This is a genomic window from Desulfobulbus oralis, from assembly GCF_002952055.1.
GTDB lineage: Bacteria > Desulfobacterota > Desulfobulbia > Desulfobulbales > Desulfobulbaceae > Desulfobulbus > Desulfobulbus oralis.
Genome location: NZ_CP021255.1, coordinates 166,907 through 186,380, shown reverse-complemented (window position 1 = coordinate 186,380; position 19,474 = coordinate 166,907). Strand labels below are relative to the sequence as shown.

16 protein-coding genes and 2 tRNA genes are annotated in these 19,474 nt (G+C 59.8%); 13 read left to right on the top strand and 5 right to left on the bottom strand.

The genetic code is table 11. The features are described from left to right. The first annotated feature begins 82 nt into the window (after positions 1–82). From CAY53_RS00755 to CAY53_RS00690, 13 genes are all read left to right on the top strand, one after another. Positions 83–1,120 (top strand): phosphotransferase, encoded by a 1,038-nt coding sequence (locus CAY53_RS00755; RefSeq protein WP_104935516.1) that lies wholly within the window; start codon positions 83–85, stop codon positions 1,118–1,120. Between the two features lie 6 nt (positions 1,121–1,126). After that, positions 1,127–1,690, top strand: coding sequence for a P-loop nucleotide/nucleoside kinase family protein (locus CAY53_RS00750; RefSeq protein ID WP_104935515.1), 564 nt, complete (start codon positions 1,127–1,129; stop codon positions 1,688–1,690). Between the two features lie 41 nt (positions 1,691–1,731). Next, entirely contained in the window at positions 1,732–2,319 is a 588-nt protein-coding gene (gene cobU / locus CAY53_RS00745) for a bifunctional adenosylcobinamide kinase/adenosylcobinamide-phosphate guanylyltransferase (RefSeq protein ID WP_104935514.1), read from the top strand. Continuing rightward, positions 2,307–3,068, top strand: coding sequence for an adenosylcobinamide-GDP ribazoletransferase (gene cobS / locus CAY53_RS00740; RefSeq protein WP_104935513.1), 762 nt, complete (start codon positions 2,307–2,309; stop codon positions 3,066–3,068). Before cobU ends, cobS begins: the two co-directional genes overlap by 13 nt. Next, positions 3,065–3,673 (top strand): histidine phosphatase family protein, encoded by a 609-nt coding sequence (locus CAY53_RS00735; protein ID WP_104935512.1) that lies wholly within the window; start codon positions 3,065–3,067, stop codon positions 3,671–3,673. Before cobS ends, CAY53_RS00735 begins: the two co-directional genes overlap by 4 nt. A 215-nt stretch (positions 3,674–3,888) precedes the next feature. Next, positions 3,889–5,685 carry a translational GTPase TypA gene (typA, locus tag CAY53_RS00725; RefSeq protein ID WP_104935510.1) on the top strand — a complete coding sequence of 599 codons (1,797 nt, stop codon included), beginning with the start codon at positions 3,889–3,891 and terminating at the stop codon, positions 5,683–5,685. A gap of 257 nt (positions 5,686–5,942) precedes the next feature. Continuing rightward, positions 5,943–6,776, top strand: a complete 834-nt coding sequence (locus CAY53_RS00720; protein WP_104935509.1) for a hypothetical protein — start codon at positions 5,943–5,945, stop codon at positions 6,774–6,776. Between the two features lie 64 nt (positions 6,777–6,840). Further along, positions 6,841–6,914: transfer RNA gene (locus CAY53_RS00715), tRNA-Gln, on the top strand. 24 nt (positions 6,915–6,938) lie between these two features. Continuing rightward, positions 6,939–7,014: transfer RNA gene (locus tag CAY53_RS00710), tRNA-Asn, on the top strand. A gap of 614 nt (positions 7,015–7,628) precedes the next feature. Further along, positions 7,629–9,197, top strand: coding sequence for a class I SAM-dependent DNA methyltransferase (locus CAY53_RS00705; protein WP_104935508.1), 1,569 nt, complete (start codon positions 7,629–7,631; stop codon positions 9,195–9,197). Beyond that, positions 9,187–10,575: a restriction endonuclease subunit S gene (locus tag CAY53_RS00700; protein ID WP_104935507.1), complete on the top strand. Its 1,389-nt coding sequence runs from the start codon at positions 9,187–9,189 to the stop codon at positions 10,573–10,575. Before CAY53_RS00705 ends, CAY53_RS00700 begins: the two co-directional genes overlap by 11 nt. 78 nt (positions 10,576–10,653) lie before the next feature. After that, complete coding sequence (locus CAY53_RS00695) at positions 10,654–11,262, top strand: transposase (protein WP_104935506.1); 609 nt, start codon at positions 10,654–10,656, stop codon at positions 11,260–11,262. Then, entirely contained in the window at positions 11,250–14,396 is a 3,147-nt protein-coding gene (locus CAY53_RS00690; RefSeq protein WP_104935505.1) for a type I restriction endonuclease subunit R, read from the top strand. Before CAY53_RS00695 ends, CAY53_RS00690 begins: the two co-directional genes overlap by 13 nt. A gap of 220 nt (positions 14,397–14,616) precedes the next feature. On the opposite strand, the gene CAY53_RS00685 is transcribed toward CAY53_RS00690, so the two are convergent. From CAY53_RS00685 to CAY53_RS00670, 5 genes are all read right to left on the bottom strand, one after another. Continuing rightward, on the bottom strand, positions 14,617–15,468 hold the full coding sequence (locus CAY53_RS00685; RefSeq protein ID WP_219842685.1) for a DUF4125 family protein: 852 nt from the start codon (positions 15,466–15,468) through the stop codon (positions 14,617–14,619). Continuing rightward, entirely contained in the window at positions 15,468–15,809 is a 342-nt protein-coding gene (locus CAY53_RS00680) for a hypothetical protein (protein WP_104935504.1), read from the bottom strand. Before CAY53_RS00680 ends, CAY53_RS00685 begins: the two co-directional genes overlap by 1 nt. An 86-nt stretch (positions 15,810–15,895) precedes the next feature. Further along, positions 15,896–16,183, bottom strand: coding sequence for an ErpA-related iron-sulfur cluster insertion protein (locus CAY53_RS00675; RefSeq protein WP_104935503.1), 288 nt, complete (start codon positions 16,181–16,183; stop codon positions 15,896–15,898). A gap of 140 nt (positions 16,184–16,323) precedes the next feature. Next, positions 16,324–16,485 carry a hypothetical protein gene (locus tag CAY53_RS13075; RefSeq protein ID WP_219842683.1) on the bottom strand — a complete coding sequence of 54 codons (162 nt, stop codon included), beginning with the start codon at positions 16,483–16,485 and terminating at the stop codon, positions 16,324–16,326. Between the two features lie 203 nt (positions 16,486–16,688). After that, positions 16,689–19,130 carry a glycyl radical protein gene (locus CAY53_RS00670; RefSeq protein ID WP_104935502.1) on the bottom strand — a complete coding sequence of 814 codons (2,442 nt, stop codon included), beginning with the start codon at positions 19,128–19,130 and terminating at the stop codon, positions 16,689–16,691. Positions 19,131–19,474: the final 344 nt, after the last annotated feature.

The following is a 19,474-nucleotide window of genomic DNA, read 5'->3' as shown; positions in this document are numbered from 1 at the left end:
AGGCACTCTGTCACAGGCTGCCGGTTTACGAAACGGGCGGGCTTTGGTACAGTAAGGCCTCCATTTCAAAGCGAGGCATGCTATGACGACACACACGAATTCTCCGGCTTTTGTCCGGTTCTTGCTGGAATCCGCAGGCGGCGGCTCGGGGGCTGCAGTCGAGCTGGTGCAGACCCATATTTCCTGGGTATTTTTGGTCAACGACACGGTCTACAAATTCAAGAAGCCGGTCAATTTCGGTTTTCTCGATTTTTCGACCCTGGAGCAGCGGCGATTTTACTGCGAACAGGAGGTGGCGCTGAACCGCCGCCTCTGCCCGGACATTTACCTGGGCATGGTGGCTGTATGCGAACAGAACGGCGGATTGGCGCTCCTGCCGCTGGAGCAGGCCAAAGACGTGGTGGAATACGGCATAAAAATGCGGCGCATGCCGGAAGAGCGCATGATGCCGCACCTGATCGAGCGGGGCGAGCTTGGGGCCGCGCATATCGACCAGATCGTGGACCTGCTCGTGCCCTTTTACCGGCAGGCCGCGCAGCAGACGGCAAGCGGGGAAAGTCTGGCCCGATTCGGCGCTGCGGAGGCCGTGACCATGAATGTGCTGGAAAATTTCGAGCAGACCAAGGGCTTCATTGGCGGCGGAGCGCTTACCAAGGAGCAGTTTGACGCCATCTCCACTGCCGCCTGCGCGGTGCTGGCCAAGCCGGAGCGCTTCCAGAAGCGTATTCAGGCGGGCGCCATCCGCGAGTGCCACGGCGATTTGTACTCTGCCAATATCTGTCTGGCGGACAAGCCCTATATCTTCGACTGTATCGAGTTCAACGAGCGTTTTCGCTACAGCGATGTGGCCTGTGACGTGGCCTTTCTGGCAATGGATCTGGACTATCACGGTCTGGACGACCTGTCCCGGCACTTTATCGAACGCTTTGTCCAGGTGAGCGGGGATAGGGGGCTTTTGGACATGCTGAACTTCTACAAGTGCTACCGGGCCTACGTGCGTGGCAAGATCGGCCTGTTCACGGCAAACGACCAAAGCGTGGACGAGCAGAGCCGCCGCAAATGTCTGGCCGGGGCGGAGCAGTACTTCCGGCTCGCCATGCGTTATGCGGCAGATCAGTAAGGCGCCATGATTCTGGTTTTCTTTGGCATGACCGCTTCGGGCAAATCCACGCTGGCAGCGGCCTGTGCGGCCCGCTGGCACGCGCCTCGCTACAATACCGATCAGATGCGCAAGGAACTGGCCGGACTGGCGCCCGGCACCCGCAGGCCGGACGGCATCGAACAGGGCATCTATACCAGGGACATGAGTGCCAGGACCTATCAGGCCCTGCTTGGGCAGGCGGAGGCGGACATCAGGGCCGGGGCGCCCCTGGTGCTGCTGGACGGTTCCTACAGCCAGCTTGCGGAGCGTGACCGGCTGCGGCAAGCCGCGGCCCGGCTGGCCTGTCCGGCGCTGTTCGTGTATTGCCATTGCTCCCGGGCCGAGACCATGCGGCGCCTGGCCCTGCGCGGTGCGGACAGGGACGCGGTTTCCGACGGCCGGCCGGAAATTTACCGGTATCAGCAAAAGACCTTTGACCTGCCCGGGGCGGAGGAGCCGGGCGTCATCAGGCTGGACACCGAAGACCGGCCGGAGGCGCTCGTGGCCCGTTTGGAAAGCAGCCGCCTGATTCCCCTGCCTGCGGCCTGAAAGCGGCGGCTGCATCTTGCCCAGGGACGGTGGAGCACAGTATGGGCCATGTGACTTTGGTAACCGGCGGGGCCAAAAGCGGCAAAAGCGCTTTTGCGGAAAGCCTTGCCGAAAAGTGCGGCGGCAGATTGGGCTACATTGCCACCGCCCAGGCGATGGACCCCGAGATGGTGGAACGCATCAGGCGGCACCGGGAACGCCGGGGCCCGCAGTGGCAGACCTTCGAGGAGCCGCTGACGCCGTCCCGGCTTATCGCCTTAAGTAATCTTGACGTGCTGCTCCTGGACTGCCTGACCGTGCTTATCACCAATATCATTTTGCAGCAAGCTTTGGACTGGGATGCGCCGCAATCGCCGCCCAGCGCCGAACTGCGCCTGCCGGCAGAGGCGGTGCAGGCGGAAATGGCGGCGCTGGCCGATGCTGCCGCGGCCTTTCCGGGGCGGGTGATTTTCGTGGCCAACGAGGTCGGCTTCGGCATTGTGCCGCCTGCCCCGCTTGCACGCTTCTTTCGCGATTGCGCGGGAACGGCCAGCCAGTATCTGGCCGCCAGGGCGGATGCCGTGTATCTGGTCGTGGCCGGTCTGCCGCTCTGCCTCAAGCAGCCGGAGGGGAGCAAATGGCTGCCCTGATTTTGATGATTCAATTCATGACCCGCTACCCGCTGCCCGGTGAGGTGCCTTTCACGGCTGAAAATTTCGTGTGCGGCATGAAGTGGATGCCCCTTGTGGGCCTGCTCATCGGCCTGCCGGCGGCAGCGCTTTTCGGGCTGGCGGCCCGGTTTTTCGATGCGAACCTGGCGGCCTTTTTTGCCGTGCTGGCACTGATTCTCATCACCGGCGGCCTGCATCTGGACGGTTTGGGCGACACCGCGGACGGCCTCTTCTCGAACCGTTCTCCTGAAAAAATGCTGCACATCATGCGGGACCCGGCCACTGGCGCAAACGGCGTGGTGGCCATTGTGCTGGCCCTGCTGTTCCCGTGGCTCATCCTGTCCGCACTGCCGACGCGCTGGGCAGTGCCGGCCCTTTTGGCCGCGCCCATTGCCGGCCGTATGGCGCTGACCTGGCATGCCGCTGCGGCCGGATATGCCCGGAACAGCCCGGGTCTGGGCGCCTTTGTCGATCAGGTGGGCAGCCGCGAGGCCCTGCGCGCCACCTTGCTGGCGCTGGTCCTGCTCCTGCCCATTTGCCTGAGCACGCCCAATCCTCTGCCCCTGCTCGTCTGCACCATGGCCGCCTGCATGGCGCTTGCGGTGGGCTTTGCCCGCTTTCTGACCAAAAAACTGGGCGGCATTACCGGCGATACCATCGGGGCGACGATTGAACTCTCTGAAATAGCAACATTTTTTATTTTCTATTTGTTTTGGAAACTGGCATGAAGGAGATGGCGACGACCCGGCTCTATCTCATCCGGCACGGGGCGACCGAGGAAAACGAGCGTGGCATTCTGGTGGGCAGCACCGACGTGCCCCTGAGCGACAAGGGACGTGGGCAGGCGATGGCGCTGGCCCGCCTGGCACGGAGCCTGCCGGTGGACGCGATTTTTGCCAGCCCCATGCTGCGCACCGTGGAAACCGCTGTGCAGGTTTTCGGGCCAGAGGCCCGCATTCTGACCAACAGCAGCCTGCGCGAATGCCATTTCGGCGAATGGGAAGGGCTGTATTTTGCCGAGATTGCGAGCCGTTACCCGGATCTCTGGCAAAGCTGGCTGCACGATTGGGCACATACCCGGATTCCGGGCGGCGATGATTTTACGGCCTTCGCTCAGCGACTGCTGGATTTTTGCGATGAAATCCTGAACGAGTATTCGGGGCGAAATCTTGCGGTAGTATCCCACGGGGGCTGTATCCGCGCAATCCTGTCGCATTACCTCAGCGGCTCCGCGAGCGGTGGCTACTGGAAGTTCAAGGTGGAAAACGCTGCGCTGACCACTATTGAATTCGCCGATAAGTTCCCCATTCTCACCGGCTTCAACCAGCGCTGAAGCGTGCGGCCACCTGGAACAGCATGGCGGCAGCGCCCGGGTCCACCCGCCCGAAAAACCCGGAACAGGGGCACAGGGCCGGGTAGCTGTGCGGCGCTTTTCTTGCAATTTTTCCGACTTTTTGTTTTACTGCCCCCCCCCCTTTTTTGTTCCTGGTGCGGCCCGTTTGCTGACGCCCTGCATCCTTCCGTTTTTCGTTTTTGTGCACGCCGATTATGAAGCAGGAAAACATTCGTAATGTCGCCATAATCGCCCACGTTGACCACGGCAAGACCACCCTGGTTGACCAGCTCTTCCGCCAGAGCGGCATGTTTCGCGATAACCAGCAGGTGGCGGAACGCCTGATGGATTCCATGGAACTGGAACGCGAGCGCGGTATCACCATTGCCGCCAAAAACGGCTCCTACCGTTACGGCGGGTATCAGATCAACATCATCGATACGCCCGGCCACGCCGATTTCGGCGGTCAGGTGGAGCGGGTGCTGCGCATGGCCGACGGCGCGGTACTCTTGGTCGACGCCCAGGAGGGCCCCATGCCCCAGACCTTTTTTGTGGTGAAAAAGGCGCTGGCTGCCAGGCTCCCGATTCTTCTGGTGGTGAACAAGATCGACAAGCCGGCGGCCCGGCCCGACTGGGCGGTGGATCAGGTGTTCGATCTGCTGGTCCGGCTGGGCGCACCGGACGAAATTCTGGACTTCCCGGTGGTCTATGCCTCGGCCAAGAGCGGCTATGCGCTCAACAGTCTCAGCGACTCGCCCGAGGGCGCAACCATGGACGCCATCAGCGAAATGATCGTGCGGCACGTGCCGCCGCCGCCTGGCGATCCGAAGGGCCCCCTGCAGTTTCAGATCGCCACCATCGACTATTCGCCGTATCTGGGCCGCTTGGGGACCGGCAAGGTGAGCAGCGGCCGTTTTGACCTGCGCACTCCCATGGTTGTGGTGCGGCGGGATGGCAGCATCGGGCCCGCCCGCATCAACAAGATCTTTGCCTTTAATGGCGACCAGAAAGCGCCGGTGGACGAGGCCTGCTGCGGGGCCATTGTGTCGGTTGCCGGCATGGAGGACGTGACCGTGGGCGTGACCTTCACCGACCCGGACAAGCCACAGCCCCTGCCGGTGATCGAAATCGATCCGCCCACCATTGCCATGCACTTTATCCCCAACGATTCGCCCTTTGTGGGGCAGGATGGCAAATTCGTGACCTCCCGGCACCTTGAGGAACGACTGAAGCGGGAGACGCTGGCCGACGTGGCGCTGCAGGTAAGCCCTCTGGGCAAGGGGGGCGGCTTTGAGGTTGCAGGCCGCGGCGAACTGCACCTCTCGATTCTCATCGAGAAGATGCGGCGGGAAGGCTACGAGTTTCAGGTGACCCGGCCGCAGGTCATCATGCGCGAGGAAAATGGCCAGAAGCTGGAACCCTACGAAGAGCTGACGATTGACGTGGACGAGCAGTATCAGGGCGCGGTCATCGAAAAACTGGGCCGGCTCAGGGGCGTGTTGATCGACATGCAGGTGGGGCCGGAGCTGACCCGCATGAAGTTCAAAATTCCGACCCGCGGGCTGTTGGGCTACCGCTCGGTGTTTATGACCGATACCCACGGCATGGGCGTGATGAACTATGTCTTCGCCGGCTGGGGGCCCTATACCGGCGAGATTCAGAACCGCGTCAACGGCGTCATGGTGGTCAAGGAGGCGGTCACCACCGTGGCCTACGCGCTCTTCAACCTTCAGGAGCGCGGCCGGCTTTTTGTCGGCCCGGGCGTGGCAACCTATCCGGGCATGATCATAGGCGAGCACAACCGCCAGACCGATCTGGTCGTCAACCCGGCCCGGGGCAAAAAGCTCACCAATATCCGTGCCGCCGGCTCGGATGATGCGGTCATTCTGACACCGCCTCTTGACATGAGTCTTGAAGAATGTATAGCCTATATCAACGAAGACGAGCTGGTCGAGATTACGCCCAATGCCATTCGGCTGCGTAAAAAGACCGGGGTCAAGGCCCATATTTAGGAGGTGCCCATGCTGAACGAAGTGTTGGCGCTTGGTTGCGCGGTCGGTGCGGCCTGGATAACCCTGAGGTGCTTGCGCCGTATGAGCCGGGGGCGCTGTTCGCCCTGACTGCCCATGTACGGCGCCGCAGGTGCGGGGCTTGCGACCTATGTGCTTGTGAAAATACTGGTTCGGATGCTGCATTAAGCCCCAGAACCTGTTTCGATGGCTGGGGCGATTTTTGTCAAGAGCTTTTCCTGGATTCAGATCAGAAGACCATGCCAACGCCACATCTTGCCTCTTCCCAGTTGCCCTCGCACAATGCCGCTGTTGTGATTCGGGAACGGATCAAGGAAAAGCGGCTCTTCGAGGCCCAGTTTCTTTTCGGCCTTTTGGATGAGGACGACATCCCGGCCGAGGAACGGCAGGCGCTGGAACGCGAACTGGACGGCCTGCTCGCCGTGGTGCGCGACCTGCAACTGCAGGCCAATAAGTATATTGCCGAGGGCGAGTACGTGCTGGCCCGCAAAATGCACCGGGAAATGGAGCGGATTGCCGTTGACGTGCCTGGTCTGGAATACGGCAAGCGGCAGGTGGAGGCCCAGGACCAGGCGGCCAGGAAAGCAGTCGCTGATCCCGTTCCCGAGGCTACCCGGCCGAAAAATGAGCCCGGGCCCGAAGATCTGCACAGCTCCCGGCGCAGCGCTCGCCGACCCTTGCATGGCCGCATCGCCCGGTGGCGGGCGGCCCTTGGCGCCAGACTGGCAGCCCGGCCCGTCGATGCAGTGGAAAGCGTCCGGGAGCAGCCGGAAGGCGACTTCGCCCCGGCGCGCGCCCCTCTTTTTGCCGGTCTGCAGGAAAAATGGACGGCTGTTCCCAAGGGCAGGGCAGCGGCGCTGGGCACGCTCATTGTGCTTTTGGTGTTGGGCCTGCTGTTTCTGAACATGATGCGTCGCACCTATTCAGATAGATCGCTGCAAGCCCAGGACGGTAACAATATTGCCATCAAGCCGCTTTCGGTGCGCAATGGCGAGCAGCCGGCAACTGACCGGCCAGAGCAGAACAGCATCAACATCGGTACGCTTTCGGTCGAAGACGGGAGCAGGCAGTGAGCTTCAGGCTCTTTTCCCTTGACAGCGGCGTCAGATTTTCCTAAAAAGCGAGTCGCCATCGCGTTGGGGGATGGTCTAATGGCAAGACAGCGGACTCTGACTCCGCTTATCGGGGTTCGAATCCCTGTCCCCCAGCCAGCATTTTTTGCTGGAGCACTTTATTCCTCGGTAGCTCAGCCGGTAGAGCAGGTGGCTGTTAACCACCCTGTCGGGGGTTCGAGTCCCTCCCGAGGAGCCAGAATGCAAGCCGCTGAATGTCAGCGCTTCCTGTTTGACGACAAGACCCCGTGGGCGAGTCCCCCCGGGGTCTTGTCGTTTCCGGCGTGCCGACGCTGAATCTGCCCCGCAATCTGCCCTGTTTTTTCGTTTCGAAATCTGGGTGTCAGGCACCAAGCCTGAGCTCGCGGGCGCTCACCGAAAATGTCCTTTTTGAATTCTCCTGTTCTCCGTTTTTCGATCCGCTTCGACATGCCGCTCGGGGCGGAATCTGGCGCTGAAAGGCCGAAAGAATCCGCTGCCAGTCCAGAAAGGGCTCCCACTGGAAATAAGCGTTGACATCGCTCCTTTTATTGCATGATACTGCCTCGGTTTCCTTTATTTCTCTCAGGTTTTTCTGGTCTGGAGGGCAAGCGACGTTGTCCGCCCAGACTGGACATTCTGGTCACTCCATGAGCTTTGCAAAGGAACCGAGGGCGCCCAGGCCTGGCATGACCTGCCCCATCGTCACCGACCGGAGAACGGCCGCAGCAAGCCGCCGCCGTTGGCGCAGAAACAGATCGAGACTCCGGCCCGGGATCCGGATGAACAGGGCAAGGCCCTCCTACAGAAGTTTTCTCCAGAAGAGGCGCTGATATGGCAAAAAACACGAACAACGGCGCAAACCTCGGTTTTGAAGCCGATCTGTGGAGGGCGGCCGACGCGCTCCGCTCCAACATGGACGCTGCCGAGTACAAGCACGTTGTGCTCGGTCTGATTTTCCTCAAGTACATCTCCGACGCCTTCGAGGAGCAGCACGCCAGGCTCGAGGCGGAGCGGGGCCAGGGCGCCGATCCGGAGGATCCGGACGAGTACCGGGCGGTCAACATATTTTGGGTGCCGGAGGAAGCCCGGTGGGCTCATCTCAAGGCCAACGCCAAGCAGCCGACCATCGGCAAGGTCGTTGACGATGCCATGCTTGCCATCGAGCGCGACAACCCATCGCTCAAGGGCGTGCTGCCCAAGGACTACGCCCACCCGCGTCTCGACAAGCAGCGGCTCGGCCAGCTCATAGACCTGGTCGGCAACATCGGTTTGGGTGACAAGGCCAACCGCTCCAGGGACATCCTCGGCCGGGTGTACGAATACTTCCTTTCCCAGTTCGCCAGCGCCGAGGGCAAGAAGGGCGGCCAGTTCTATACACCCCGCTGTGTCGTTCGACTCCTCGTTGAGATGCTCAGTCCCTACAAAGGCCGAGTCTATGACCCATGCTGCGGCTCCGGCGGCATGTTCGTCCAGTCGGTCGACTTCGTCAAGGCCCATGCGAGCGGCAACGGCAATGGGGGAAGGGCGAGGGCCGATGTCAGCGTCTTCGGCCAGGAATCCAACCACACCACCTGGCGGCTGGCGAAGATGAATCTCGCCATCCGGCAGATCGACAACAACCTGGGCCGGGAACACGCCGACAGCTTCCACCACGATCTGCACCCCGACCTCAAGGCGGATTACGTCATCGCCAATCCGCCCTTCAACGATTCCGACTGGCGCGGCGAGCTGCTCAGGGACGACAAACGCTGGCAATTCGGCGTCCCGCCCGCAGGTAACGCCAACTTCGCCTGGGTCCAGCACTTCATCCATCACCTGGCCCCGACCGGTCTGGCAGGTTTCGTCCTTGCCAACGGTTCGATGTCCTCCAATCAATCGGGCGAGGGCGAAATCCGCAAGAACATCATCGAGGCCGATCTGGTGGACTGCATGGTGGCCCTGCCCGGACAGCTTTTCTACTCGACGCAGATACCCGTCTGCCTCTGGTTCATCGCCCGCGAAAAAAAGAACGGCCGCTTCCGCGAGCGGCGCGGCCAGACGCTCTTCATCGACGCCCGCAAGCTGGGAACAATGATTGATCGCGTTCACCGTGAACTGACCGAAGAGGACATCCGCAAGATCGCGGACACCTACCACGCCTGGCGCGGCGACCCATCCGCCGGGGCCTATGAAGATATCCCCGGCTTCTGCAGGAGCGCTACGCTTGAGGACATTCGCCAGCACAATTACATCCTGACGCCCGGCCGCTATGTCGGAGCAGCCAAGGTCGAGGACGACGGGGAGCCCTTTGAGGAAAAGATGGCCCGCCTCACCGCCCGGTTGGAGGAGCAGATAGCGGAAGGCGCGAAGTTGGACGCCGAGATTAAAAAGAACCTGAAGGCGCTGGGCTATGGCGGGTGATGGTTGGACTACAAAACGGTTGGGTGAGGTTGCAAATATCAACCCCGATGCCATCGGCCGCGATTGGCCGCATTCACATATCCGTTACATTGACATCTCGTCTGTGGGAGTGGGGCAATTAGAGGTTGCTCCACAGTGGATGAAGCTTTCAGATGCGCCCAGCCGCGCAAAGCGGCTTCTACGTAAGGGTGACACCATTCTTTCAACCGTTCGGCCAAACCGACGGTCAATGTTCTTCGCATCTGAGCCAAACGATGACTGGGTCGTCTCTACAGGTTTTGCTGTTCTACGGCCCAACATTAAGCTTGTTGAACCCCGTTTCTTATACACCTGCGTTTTCAACCAAGCTTTTACGGAATACTTAATCACAAGAGAGAAGGGGGCAGCCTATCCTGCCGTTTCGTCCGAAGACATTGCCAGTGCTGAAATACCGTTTCCTTCCCTCGCCGAGCAGCGCGCCATTGCCCACATCCTCGGCACGCTGGACGACAAAATTGAGCTGAACCGGCGGATGAACCGGACTCTGGAGGAGATGGCGCGGGCGATCTTCAAGAGCTGGTTCGTGGACTTCGACCCCGTCCGCGCCAAGATGGAAGGCCGCTGGAAGAAAGGGGAATCCCTGCCCTGCCTGCCGACTGACCTGTGGGATGCTTTTCCGGACAGACTGGTGAACTCAGAACTGGGGGAGATCCCGGAGGGGTGGGAGGTGGGAGCGCTTAATACCATAGCCAGTCTGGAAACAAAGGCAGTAATTCCCGGGGACTCTGCTAATCAATTATGGGAGCATTTCAGTATTCCGGCCTTCGACAATGGCCGCCAACCAGTTCGAGAAAAAGGCGAATCCATCAAGAGTGGTAAATATCTTGTGCCCTCCTGCTGCGTGCTGGCCTCAAAGCTCAATCCACAGTTCCCGCGAGTCTGGCTTCCCGATATTCCAAATCCAGAGGTTAGCATCTGCTCGACGGAGTTCATGCCATTTGTCCCGAAAACTGAATCCGAACAGCCCTTCCTTTACGCATTCCTGTCGTCTGAAGTAGCACAGGCAGAAATTATAAACCGCGTCACTGGATCGACTAGTAGCCGCCAGAGGGTTAAGCCCAAGGAAATTGCCGAGATGCCAATGCTAGTTCCGCCGCAAGCACTCCGGCAACGGTTTTCAAGCGTCACGCGCCACTATCTTGCCCGGCTGTTGAAAAATATGCGCTCTATTACAACTCTCGCCGCCATCCGCGACACATTGCTTCCCAAATTGATTTCCGGCGAATTGCGGGTGCCGGATGCGGAACGGATTGTCGGGGATCGGTCTGATGTTCGTGTGCCAACGCATGCGCGAATTTGTTCTTGCGGCGCGACCCAATTCATGGCGAATAATCCGTAGGGGCAACCACAGGGGGTTGCCCCTACATGGATGCGATGGGGCGGGATATGGGCATGGGGGCGGATTTAGGGGCGCATAATGATCTATAATCCGGACAAACACCGGCAATCCATCCGTTTGAAAGGATACGATTATTCCAGGGCAGGGGCGTATTTTGTGACCATCTGCGTGCAAAATCGGGCCTGTTTGTTCGGGAATATCGCCGATGGTCAAATACGGTTAAACGATGCGGGGCGAATGATTCAAACGGTCTGGACGGAAATGCCGGAAAAATATGGAATCGCAACCGACGCATTCGTTGTCATGCCAAATCACATCCACGGTATTATCGTGATCGGGATCGTAGGGGCAGGCCCCCGTGCCTGCCCCAATGCCTGTGCCTGCCCTGGTGCGGGGCAACGACAGGTGGCGGGGTTGTCGTTGCCCGACGTGGTGCACCGGTTCAAAACAATGACCACGAAACGGTATGCCAACGGCGTGAACAAAGGGGCCTGGACGGCATTTCCCGGGCGGTTGTGGCAACGCAATTATTACGAACACATCATCCGCAACGACGAATCCCTGAATCGGATTCGGGCGTATATTGTCGATAACCCGTTGCAATGGGCATTGGACCGTGAAAATCCGGATTCCGAAGGGACGGGTCACGAGTGGCCATTGCCGGAGGACGAAACATGGCGCAGTTGACCGAATCCGATATTGAAGCCGCGGCTCTCGTCTGGCTGGAGAGTCTGGGCTACCAAATCCTGTTTGGCCCGGAGATCGCCCCCGGTATGCCCGCCGCCGAGCGGGAAAATTATGGACAGGTCGTGCTGGAACGTCGGTTTCGCCAGGCGCTGGAGCGGCTCAACCCGGACGTTCCGCCGGATGCCTTGGAGGAGGCGTTCCGCAAGCTAACGCGGCCGGATTCGCCGTCCTTGGTGGCGAACAACCATGCCATCCACAAGTCCCTGGTCGATGGCGTGCCGGTTGAATACCAGCGGGCCGATGGGACCATCGGCGGCGATCTGGTCCGGGTCTTCGATTACGACGCCCCGGAAAACAACGAATTCCTGGCGGTCAATCAGTTCACCGTAGTGGAGGATCGGCACGAACGGCGTCCGGATGTGGTGTTGTTCGTCAACGGCCTGCCGGTGGCGGTGATGGAACTGAAGAACGCTGCCGCTGAAAACGCCTCCATCTGGTCTGCCTTCAACCAGCTTCAGACCTACAAGGCGCAGATTCCGTCGCTGTTCGCATACAACGAGGCCCTGGTGGTTTCCGACGGCGTGGAGGCGCGGGTCGGCACGCTGACGGCAGGCCGCGAGTGGTTCATGCCCTGGCGCACCATTGAGGGTGAAGAACTTGCAGACACCAAACTGCCGCAGCTCCAGGTGGTGCTTGAGGGCGTATTCCAGAAACGCCGTTTTCTGGACCTGATCCGGCATTTCATCGTGTTCGAAGACATGGGCGGCGGCGTACTGGTCAAGAAGATGGCGGGCTACCACCAATACCACGCGGTCAATGTCGCGTTGCAGGAGACGGTCCGCGCCTGTGCGCCTCCTGCTTTCCCCTGGCGGGTGCGGGAGGACGAAGGAAGCTACTTTGCCAAGGGGCAGAAAGACGCCAAGCCCGGTGACCGCCGCGTCGGCGTGGTGTGGCACACGCAGGGTTCGGGCAAGAGTCTGACGATGGCCTTCTACGCCGGGCGGGTCGTGCTGCATCCGGCGATGGAAAACCCGACGCTGGTCATGATCACCGACCGAAACGACCTGGACGATCAGCTCTACGGCACCTTCGCGCGCTGTCACGAATTGCTGCGTCAGCAGCCCGTGCAGGCCCAGAGCCGGGCGCACCTGCGGGACTTGCTGAGGACCACCTCCGGCGGAGTGGTGTTCACGACCGTGCACAAGTTTTTTCCCACCAACGGCGAGGATCAACACCCGCTGCTGTCGGAGCGGCGCAACATCGTCGTGATCGCCGACGAGGCGCACCGCAGCCAGTATGACTTCATCGACGGTTTCGCCCGGCACATGCGGGAGGCGCTGCCGAACGCCTCCTTCATCGGATTCACTGGCACGCCCATCGAACTGAGCGACAAGAACACCCGTGCGGTCTTTGGCGACTACGTCAGCATCTACGACATCGAGCGGGCGGTGAAGGACGGGGCGACGGTTCCGATTTACTACGAGAGCCGACTGGCCAGGCTGGAACTCGACGAAACGGAGCGGCCCCTTTTGGACGAGGAGTTCGAGGTGGCCACCGAAGGGGAAGAGGTCGAGCACAGGGAGCGGCTGAAGACCAAGTGGGCGCAGCTCGAAGTCCTGGTCGGCACGGAGAAGCGGCTGAAGCTGATCGCCGAGGATTTGGTAAAGCACTTCGAGACCCGGTTGGAGGCGATGGACGGCAAGGCGATGATCGTCTGTATGAGCCGCCGCATTTGTGTCGAACTCTATAAGGCCATCACGAAGATCCGCCCGGACTGGTGCAATGATGACGACAGCGCGGGAATTCTCAAGATCGTGATGACCGGTTCGGCCTCTGACCCTGCCGATTGGCAGTTACACATACGCAACAAGCCTCGCCGCGAGGAACTGGCCAAGCGGTTCAAGGACCCGCAGGATCCCTTCAGAATCGTTATCGTCCGCGACATGTGGTTGACGGGTTTTGACGCGCCGTGCCTGCACACGATGTATGTGGACAAGCCGATGCGCGGCCACGGGCTGATGCAGGCCATCGCGCGGGTGAACCGCGTGTTCAGGGACAAGCCCGGCGGCTTGGTGGTGGATTACCTTGGCCTAGCCGACCAGCTCAAATACGCCCTGGCCGACTACACCGAGAGCGGCGGCAAGGGTCGGACGACCCTTGACCAGGAGGAGGCCGTGGCGGTCATGCTGGAATGTTACGAAATCTGCTGCGGCATCTTTCATGGCTTCGATCGATCGCCCTGGAAAACCGGCGGGCCCAGAGAACGGCTGTCGTTGCTCCCTGCGGCGCAGGAGCATGTGCTGGCTCAGGATGACGGCAAGAGCCGGTTGGTGAAGGCGGTGGGCGAACTGTCGAAAGCCTTTGCGCTGGCCGTTCCCCATGAGAAGGCGCTTGAAATCCGGGACGACGTGGCCTTTTTCCAGGCAGTGAAGTCCGTGCTGACCAAGGGTACCGGCGACGGCCGCCGCAGCCCGGAGGAAGTCGAGTTCGCCATTCGGCAGATTGTTTCGAAGGCGGTTTCTTCGGATGAGGTCATCGACATTTTCGCGGCAGCCGGGTTGAAGAAGCCGGACATTTCGATCCTGTCTGACGAGTTTTTGTCGGAGGTGCGCGGCATGCCGCAGCGGAATCTGGCGGTGGAGATGCTGCGCAAGCTGCTGGCAGGGGAGATCAGGACACGCGGTCAAAAGAATGTCGTCCAGGCCCGGTCCTTTGCAGAGCTGCTTGAGAATGCCATCAAGAAATACCAGAACCGGGCCATTGAAACGGCCCAGGTGATCGAAGAGCTGATCAAGCTGGCGAAGGACATGCGCGAAGCGGCAAGGCGCGGGGAGTCTCTGGGACTGAGCGAAGACGAAGTGGCCTTCTACGATGCCCTGGAGGTCAATGACAGCGCAGTGGCGGTTCTCGGTGATGAGACGCTGCGGCTGATCGCGCAGGAGCTGGTGCAATCCGTGCGTAGCAGCATCACCATAGACTGGACCGTCCGGGAAAACGTCCGGGCCCAGATGCGGGTGATCGTCAAGCGCATTCTGCGAAAGTACGGCTATCCACCGGACAGGCAGGCCCGGGCTACCGAGCTGGTCTTGGAGCAGGCGGAAGTCCTGTGCAGGGATTGGGCGGAGAAAGAATGACCGGCGGAGCGGCAGCCGGAGCTACTTCAGCATGTGCGAATTCGATATTGCCCCAAAGAGAGTGCGGTATAACGCCTCCACTGTGAGTGCACATCCAAACTGGAGCCATGGCATGTCCGAGAGCAAAGTCCCCTGGTGTGAACCGCGCAAAGTGGCACAGAACAGGAGATTAATGGACAAGGCCCTGAGCAGACCAGCCTGTTACCCCCCGCAGAAGGCATCATTCCTCGTGAGTGGTGAAGTGCCTTTCCGCCGCTTCCAGGCTGTTGAAGCCGTACTGTCTGACCTGATTGAGCAGATTCTCCTCGGCCTCGCTGGTCTTTTCCGCCAGGCGTTTCTGAATGGCCGCATGGTAAAGGGCTATGGTCTTGGGAGAATAGGTTTCCAGTTCGGCGCGCGTGTATGTTTCCAGGGACGCCAATCCCCTCTGGTCGTCTTTTGTCCTGGTGGGCCGGCTCCTGTCGGCCAGATGGGGATATTTCCCGTTCAGGGCCTCTTTCCACGCCACATGGGCAGCCACGATTTCCTCGATCTGCCGCCCTGTTTCCGGGCTGACCGGCGGAAAAAATGCGGCGATACGCTCATATTCTTCCGGGAAAGTGCTTTTCATCATGCGGCCGTACTTTTCGGTCATGAGGTTGCGTCCCGCCTCCTGCGCCCTGGCCAGATCGTCGAGGTAACTTGCGAGCAGCGCCTCGTTCCAGGTCTGGTGCTGACTGGTGCGCATGATTGTGAACGTGGGACGGTCCATCTGGCAGGCGGCCTTGCCGCCCTCGTTATGCACGGTGGAAAACATGGACCATTCCATTTTGACAATTTCTTCGATAAGTGCTGCTTTGGTCATCACTCTTTTCCTTTGCTCGAGGGCGGTCATTTCGTGCTGTCCGCCGGGCACCTTGATCTTGATTGCAAGCGATTTGCGGTAATATTCCAGTTCGTTCCACTTGCTGCACAGACCCCGCAATCTGGCCGGTGCATCGCGGCAGGAGGCGACTCGACTGCGGTTAGAGATTCCATACAGAGAGAGCATCTCGCACATTTTGCGGGCGCCTCTCAGGTCGCCCCGGCGCATCAGAACCTCGGCCTGCCGGCTCCGTCTGTTGCCATGTATGCCCTCGTGTAGTGACAGACGGTGGGCAGGCCCTGCTGGCTCATCACGATGAAGAAGGTATGGGGCTCGCGTACGAAGTCGAGGAAATCCCTGTCCGCCACAATGGGCAGACCGCCGCATGTCGTTGCTTCATCGTTTCCCGTGCGCAGATCAAAGCCTATGCGGAGTTCGTCAACGGCACTGTTATGGCGGCCATGCCTGACTATATGAATGCGCAGCACAATGTCCAGGTTTTCCAGCCACTCCCGGTCCAGTGCCCTGCGCAGGCAATCCAGCGCCTTACCTGTTGCCATAACCAGCATACCGAAGCCCTGCGGGGATAGCGATGCATCAAAATGGCCTGTTCCGGGGTGGCCGGAACAGGCCGCTTTTTACGGAGAAGCGAAACTTATTCCGCCCCGACGCCTGGCATGTTGTGTTCGTCGACAAACACGGTGTACCTCTCGCCATAGCTGTCGATCATGTCATTGGAGACCACTATGGGCAGCCCGTCAACCCTGATCTCCTGTTCCTCATCAGGATCCTCGCGCTCATCGGGGCTGATGCGCAACTCGATGCGACTCTTGCAGCCACCGCCGACTTTGGTTTCGCGAATGCGGAATACCGCGTCCTCATCTTCTGCCAGCAGCTCTTTCAATTTTGCCGCAACCTCGGGTACAATCGTGACCTGCAACATGGTTCGTCCTCCTGCAAATACATGTTGTTCAAAACCGCCTGCCTGATCTCGGCCCATGCCGAGCCTGCCAGCAAAGCCTGTGCTCTGGGGGAATTCCAGGTGAGCCTTGTTTGACGAACCACGGGGCGTGTCCCCCGAGTTTACGCCCCCGCAGCTTTCACCTCGGGCATGCCCTGTTCGTTCACAGCGATGCTGTACCGCTCGCCATAGGAATCAATGATGTCATTGGAGACCACAAAAGGCAGACCCGCCACTGCTGTCTCCTGTTCTTCATCGGGATCGTCGCGCTCATCCAAGCTCACCCGGAGCTCCATGTGGCTTTTTCACCCGCCGCCGACTTTGGTTTCGCGAATGCGAAAGACGGCGTCGTCGTTGGCTTCCTCTTCCAGTACCTCTTTAAATTTGGCGAGCACTTCTGGAACAATTTCGATTTTCAACATGGCCATTCCTTGATGGTAGGTATGAAGCGGGGGAGCCTTGCCGGGCTCCCCCTGTGGTTTGGCACTCAGGCCGCGCCCTCGCCCTGGTTGTTGTACTCGGTCCGTTTGATGATCTCGTCCTGCACACCCTCATACAGGCGGGTGAAGTATGACGAGAAGCCGGCCACACGCACGACCAGATCCTTGTAGTCCTGCGGCTTCACCTTGGCGTCCCGCAGGGTCTCCGAGGAGACGCAGTTAAACTGGATATGACCGCCGCCCAGATCGAAGTAGGTCTTGATCAGGTTGAGCAGCATACGGCTGCCAGCAGGGCCTTCCAGGGCGGAAGGCAGGAACTTCATATTCATATGGTTGCAGTTGTTGCGCACCGTGTCGATGGCGCGCGCTGCAGACTTGATCAATGCGGTGCTGCCGTGGGTGTCGGTGCCGGGCATGGCGGACACGCTCGCGTCGGTCAGGGCCACGCCCTTCCTGCGGCCATTGGGCAGGGCGCCGGTCATCGGGGCGAAGTAGTTGTGGTACGACAGGGAGAAGGGATCCATGTGCGCCTCGTAGCCGAAGTAGTCCGGACCGTGCGAACGGTAGATGCGCTCCACGTCGCGGAAGAAACGACGGGTCAGTTGATCCACATCCTCGATGTCATTGCCGTGCTTTGGCGCCTCGTAGCACATCTTCTGAATCTCGGCAAAGCCCTCGAAGTTGGCGGCCAGGGCCTCTTTCAACTGCGCCCAGCTCAGCTTCTTCGTATCATAGATCAGGTGCTTGATGCCATACAGCGAGTTGACCGCGTCGATACCGGTAGACGTGATGCACAGCGACTGCGAATACCTGGGCCCGCCCGCTTCCTCACAGAGGCCCGACTCGATGCAGCCATCAAGCAGACAGGAGCGGAAGATGTTCGGCACGATCTCTTCACGTGTGCTGTTGCCCAGATCGCTGATCTTGCGCTGCGCGTCATAGGCGTGATCCATGTGCACAAGCAGGGTTTGGTACAGTTCCTCGAAGGTCGCGCAGTCTTCAGCGGCTTTGACCTCGGGGAAGACCTGCTTGCGGGTATGCGGATCAAAGCCGTTATACATGACGAATTCGACCAGTTTGGCCAGGTTCGGCTGACCCTCAAAGGTGACATAGGAGCCCTTGCCCTGGATGCCGGTGCCCACGCAGCCGAAGATAACCGGCAGGGTGCGGGCCTCGTCCAGGGTGATGCCGCGGGAGGCGAAACGCACCAGCGAACGGGCCACGGCGGCGTCCATGTTCATAAACTGGGGCTGACCTGTGCCATGACGGACAACGTCCACCGCCTTCTCCAGATACTCCGGTTTCATCTTCGGCGTGTAGAACAGCGCCAGGGTGGGCTGGATGTTATGCATGGCGATCTGTGTATCCATAAGGAGCATTTCCAGCTCGTTGGATGCGTCGTCGCCGTCGGCGGTGTAGCCGCCCAGGGAAATGGTCTGGCCCGTATGTCCGGAGAATGCCTTGGCATAGGCGTCGCCCTGGTACACGGCGATTTCAAGATGCTTGACCCACTGGCATTTCAGGAGCGTCAGCGCCTGATCCCGTGTCAGCGTGCCTGCATCGATATCCTTCTTGTAGAAAGGATACATGTACTGGCCGTAGCGCCCAAGCGAATGGCCGCAGCCGCACTGTTCGATCTCGATGCAGCAATGCGTGAACCAGAAGGACTGGATGGCTTCGCGGAAGTTGCGGGGCGGGAGTTCGGGCACCTGGCGACAGACTTCGGCGATCTCCATGAGTTCTGCCTGCTTTTGCGGATCGGTTTCCGCCCTGGCACTTTCCTCTGCCAGGTCGGCGTAGCGGTGCGCATAGGTGATGACCGCGTTCAGAGCGATCTTGCAGGCACGATAAAATTCGATCTTTCTCCAGTTGGTCGCGTGCTTCGGCAGGGCCTGGTACGCGGCATCCACGTCTTCAAGCAGGCCGCGGATGCCTTTTTGCAGGACGACCGGATAGTCGGCCACGCCGGAACCGGTGGAGTTGTCGTTCACAGGATAGATCCAGCCGCATTTGACCAGCAGCTCGGCGTTTTTGCCGTACAGCTCTTTGTACATCTTGTTGGCGCGATCGTAGGTCGTTTTGCCTTTCCAGGTCTTGTAGACCTTCTTCAGCGTCTCCTTGGTATCGTCGGAGAAGCGGACCTCGCCAAGGGAAGACAGGGCCAGTTTGTCGGAATCCAGATCGTCCTTGATCCAGTTGCACTGCCATTCCGGGTAGGCGTAAATCATGGCCGTGCCGCCGGCAAGACTGCCCACGATCGGGTTGCCGTCAAGATAGATCTTCTTGTTGGTCAGCACTTTCTCGAACAGTCTGGCGCGGGTGATGAAAACACTTTCGCCCTTGCACTCCTCATAGGTCTCGACCAGATATTGCAGCCGCTCCGGATCCATGTTCTGCGACGTGTCCAGCAGGGACGCTTTCAGGTCGGTGATCCGCTGCTCCAGGGTGCTCCAATCGATCGCATAACCCCTAGGTTGTTTTATGCCCATAGCTGTCTCCTCGTTGTTTGGCTTTGTAGGCGGTCTGTGCGCCCGAGAAACATGTTTTGCTTTCTCTATGCAAACCGCGTGCCGTCTTGTTTTGCAGCCAACAGAACGGGGAGTTTTTGTAAATGATTCCTAAAATTCTCTTTTATTTTTGCCAGATAGCCTGGCAGCTTCGCCTCTGTGGCCCTGAAAAAGACAGTGGCGCACGGTTGTTCGTTTGGACTTCCTATGTCTGCAGGCGTCATGTTTCGGAGACACCTGTATCATACTGTACTTAAACAGTGACACTTGTGCCGCTCGGGGAAAAGCCACCTGGCCGCCTGTTTGCTGGCCCTCCGAGGGTCGGG

Coding starts and splice junctions, on each gene's coding strand:
- CAY53_RS00735 (WP_104935512.1), top strand. CDS start 3,065: ATGAAGGAGATGGCGACGACCCGGCTCTATCTCATCCGGCACGGGGCG.
- CAY53_RS00680 (WP_104935504.1), bottom strand. CDS start 15,809: ATGCTGGTTATGGCAACAGGTAAGGCGCTGGATTGCCTGCGCAGGGCA.
- CAY53_RS00670 (WP_104935502.1), bottom strand. CDS start 19,130: ATGGGCATAAAACAACCTAGGGGTTATGCGATCGATTGGAGCACCCTG.
- CAY53_RS00705 (WP_104935508.1), top strand. CDS start 7,629: ATGGCAAAAAACACGAACAACGGCGCAAACCTCGGTTTTGAAGCCGAT.
- CAY53_RS00700 (WP_104935507.1), top strand. CDS start 9,187: ATGGCGGGTGATGGTTGGACTACAAAACGGTTGGGTGAGGTTGCAAAT.
- CAY53_RS00720 (WP_104935509.1), top strand. CDS start 5,943: ATGCCAACGCCACATCTTGCCTCTTCCCAGTTGCCCTCGCACAATGCC.
- cobU (WP_104935514.1), top strand. CDS start 1,732: ATGGGCCATGTGACTTTGGTAACCGGCGGGGCCAAAAGCGGCAAAAGC.
- CAY53_RS00690 (WP_104935505.1), top strand. CDS start 11,250: ATGGCGCAGTTGACCGAATCCGATATTGAAGCCGCGGCTCTCGTCTGG.
- CAY53_RS00755 (WP_104935516.1), top strand. CDS start 83: ATGACGACACACACGAATTCTCCGGCTTTTGTCCGGTTCTTGCTGGAA.
- CAY53_RS00695 (WP_104935506.1), top strand. CDS start 10,654: ATGATCTATAATCCGGACAAACACCGGCAATCCATCCGTTTGAAAGGA.
- CAY53_RS00750 (WP_104935515.1), top strand. CDS start 1,127: ATGATTCTGGTTTTCTTTGGCATGACCGCTTCGGGCAAATCCACGCTG.
- CAY53_RS00685 (WP_219842685.1), bottom strand. CDS start 15,468: ATGCGCCGGGGCGACCTGAGAGGCGCCCGCAAAATGTGCGAGATGCTC.
- CAY53_RS00675 (WP_104935503.1), bottom strand. CDS start 16,183: ATGTTGCAGGTCACGATTGTACCCGAGGTTGCGGCAAAATTGAAAGAG.
- typA (WP_104935510.1), top strand. CDS start 3,889: ATGAAGCAGGAAAACATTCGTAATGTCGCCATAATCGCCCACGTTGAC.
- cobS (WP_104935513.1), top strand. CDS start 2,307: ATGGCTGCCCTGATTTTGATGATTCAATTCATGACCCGCTACCCGCTG.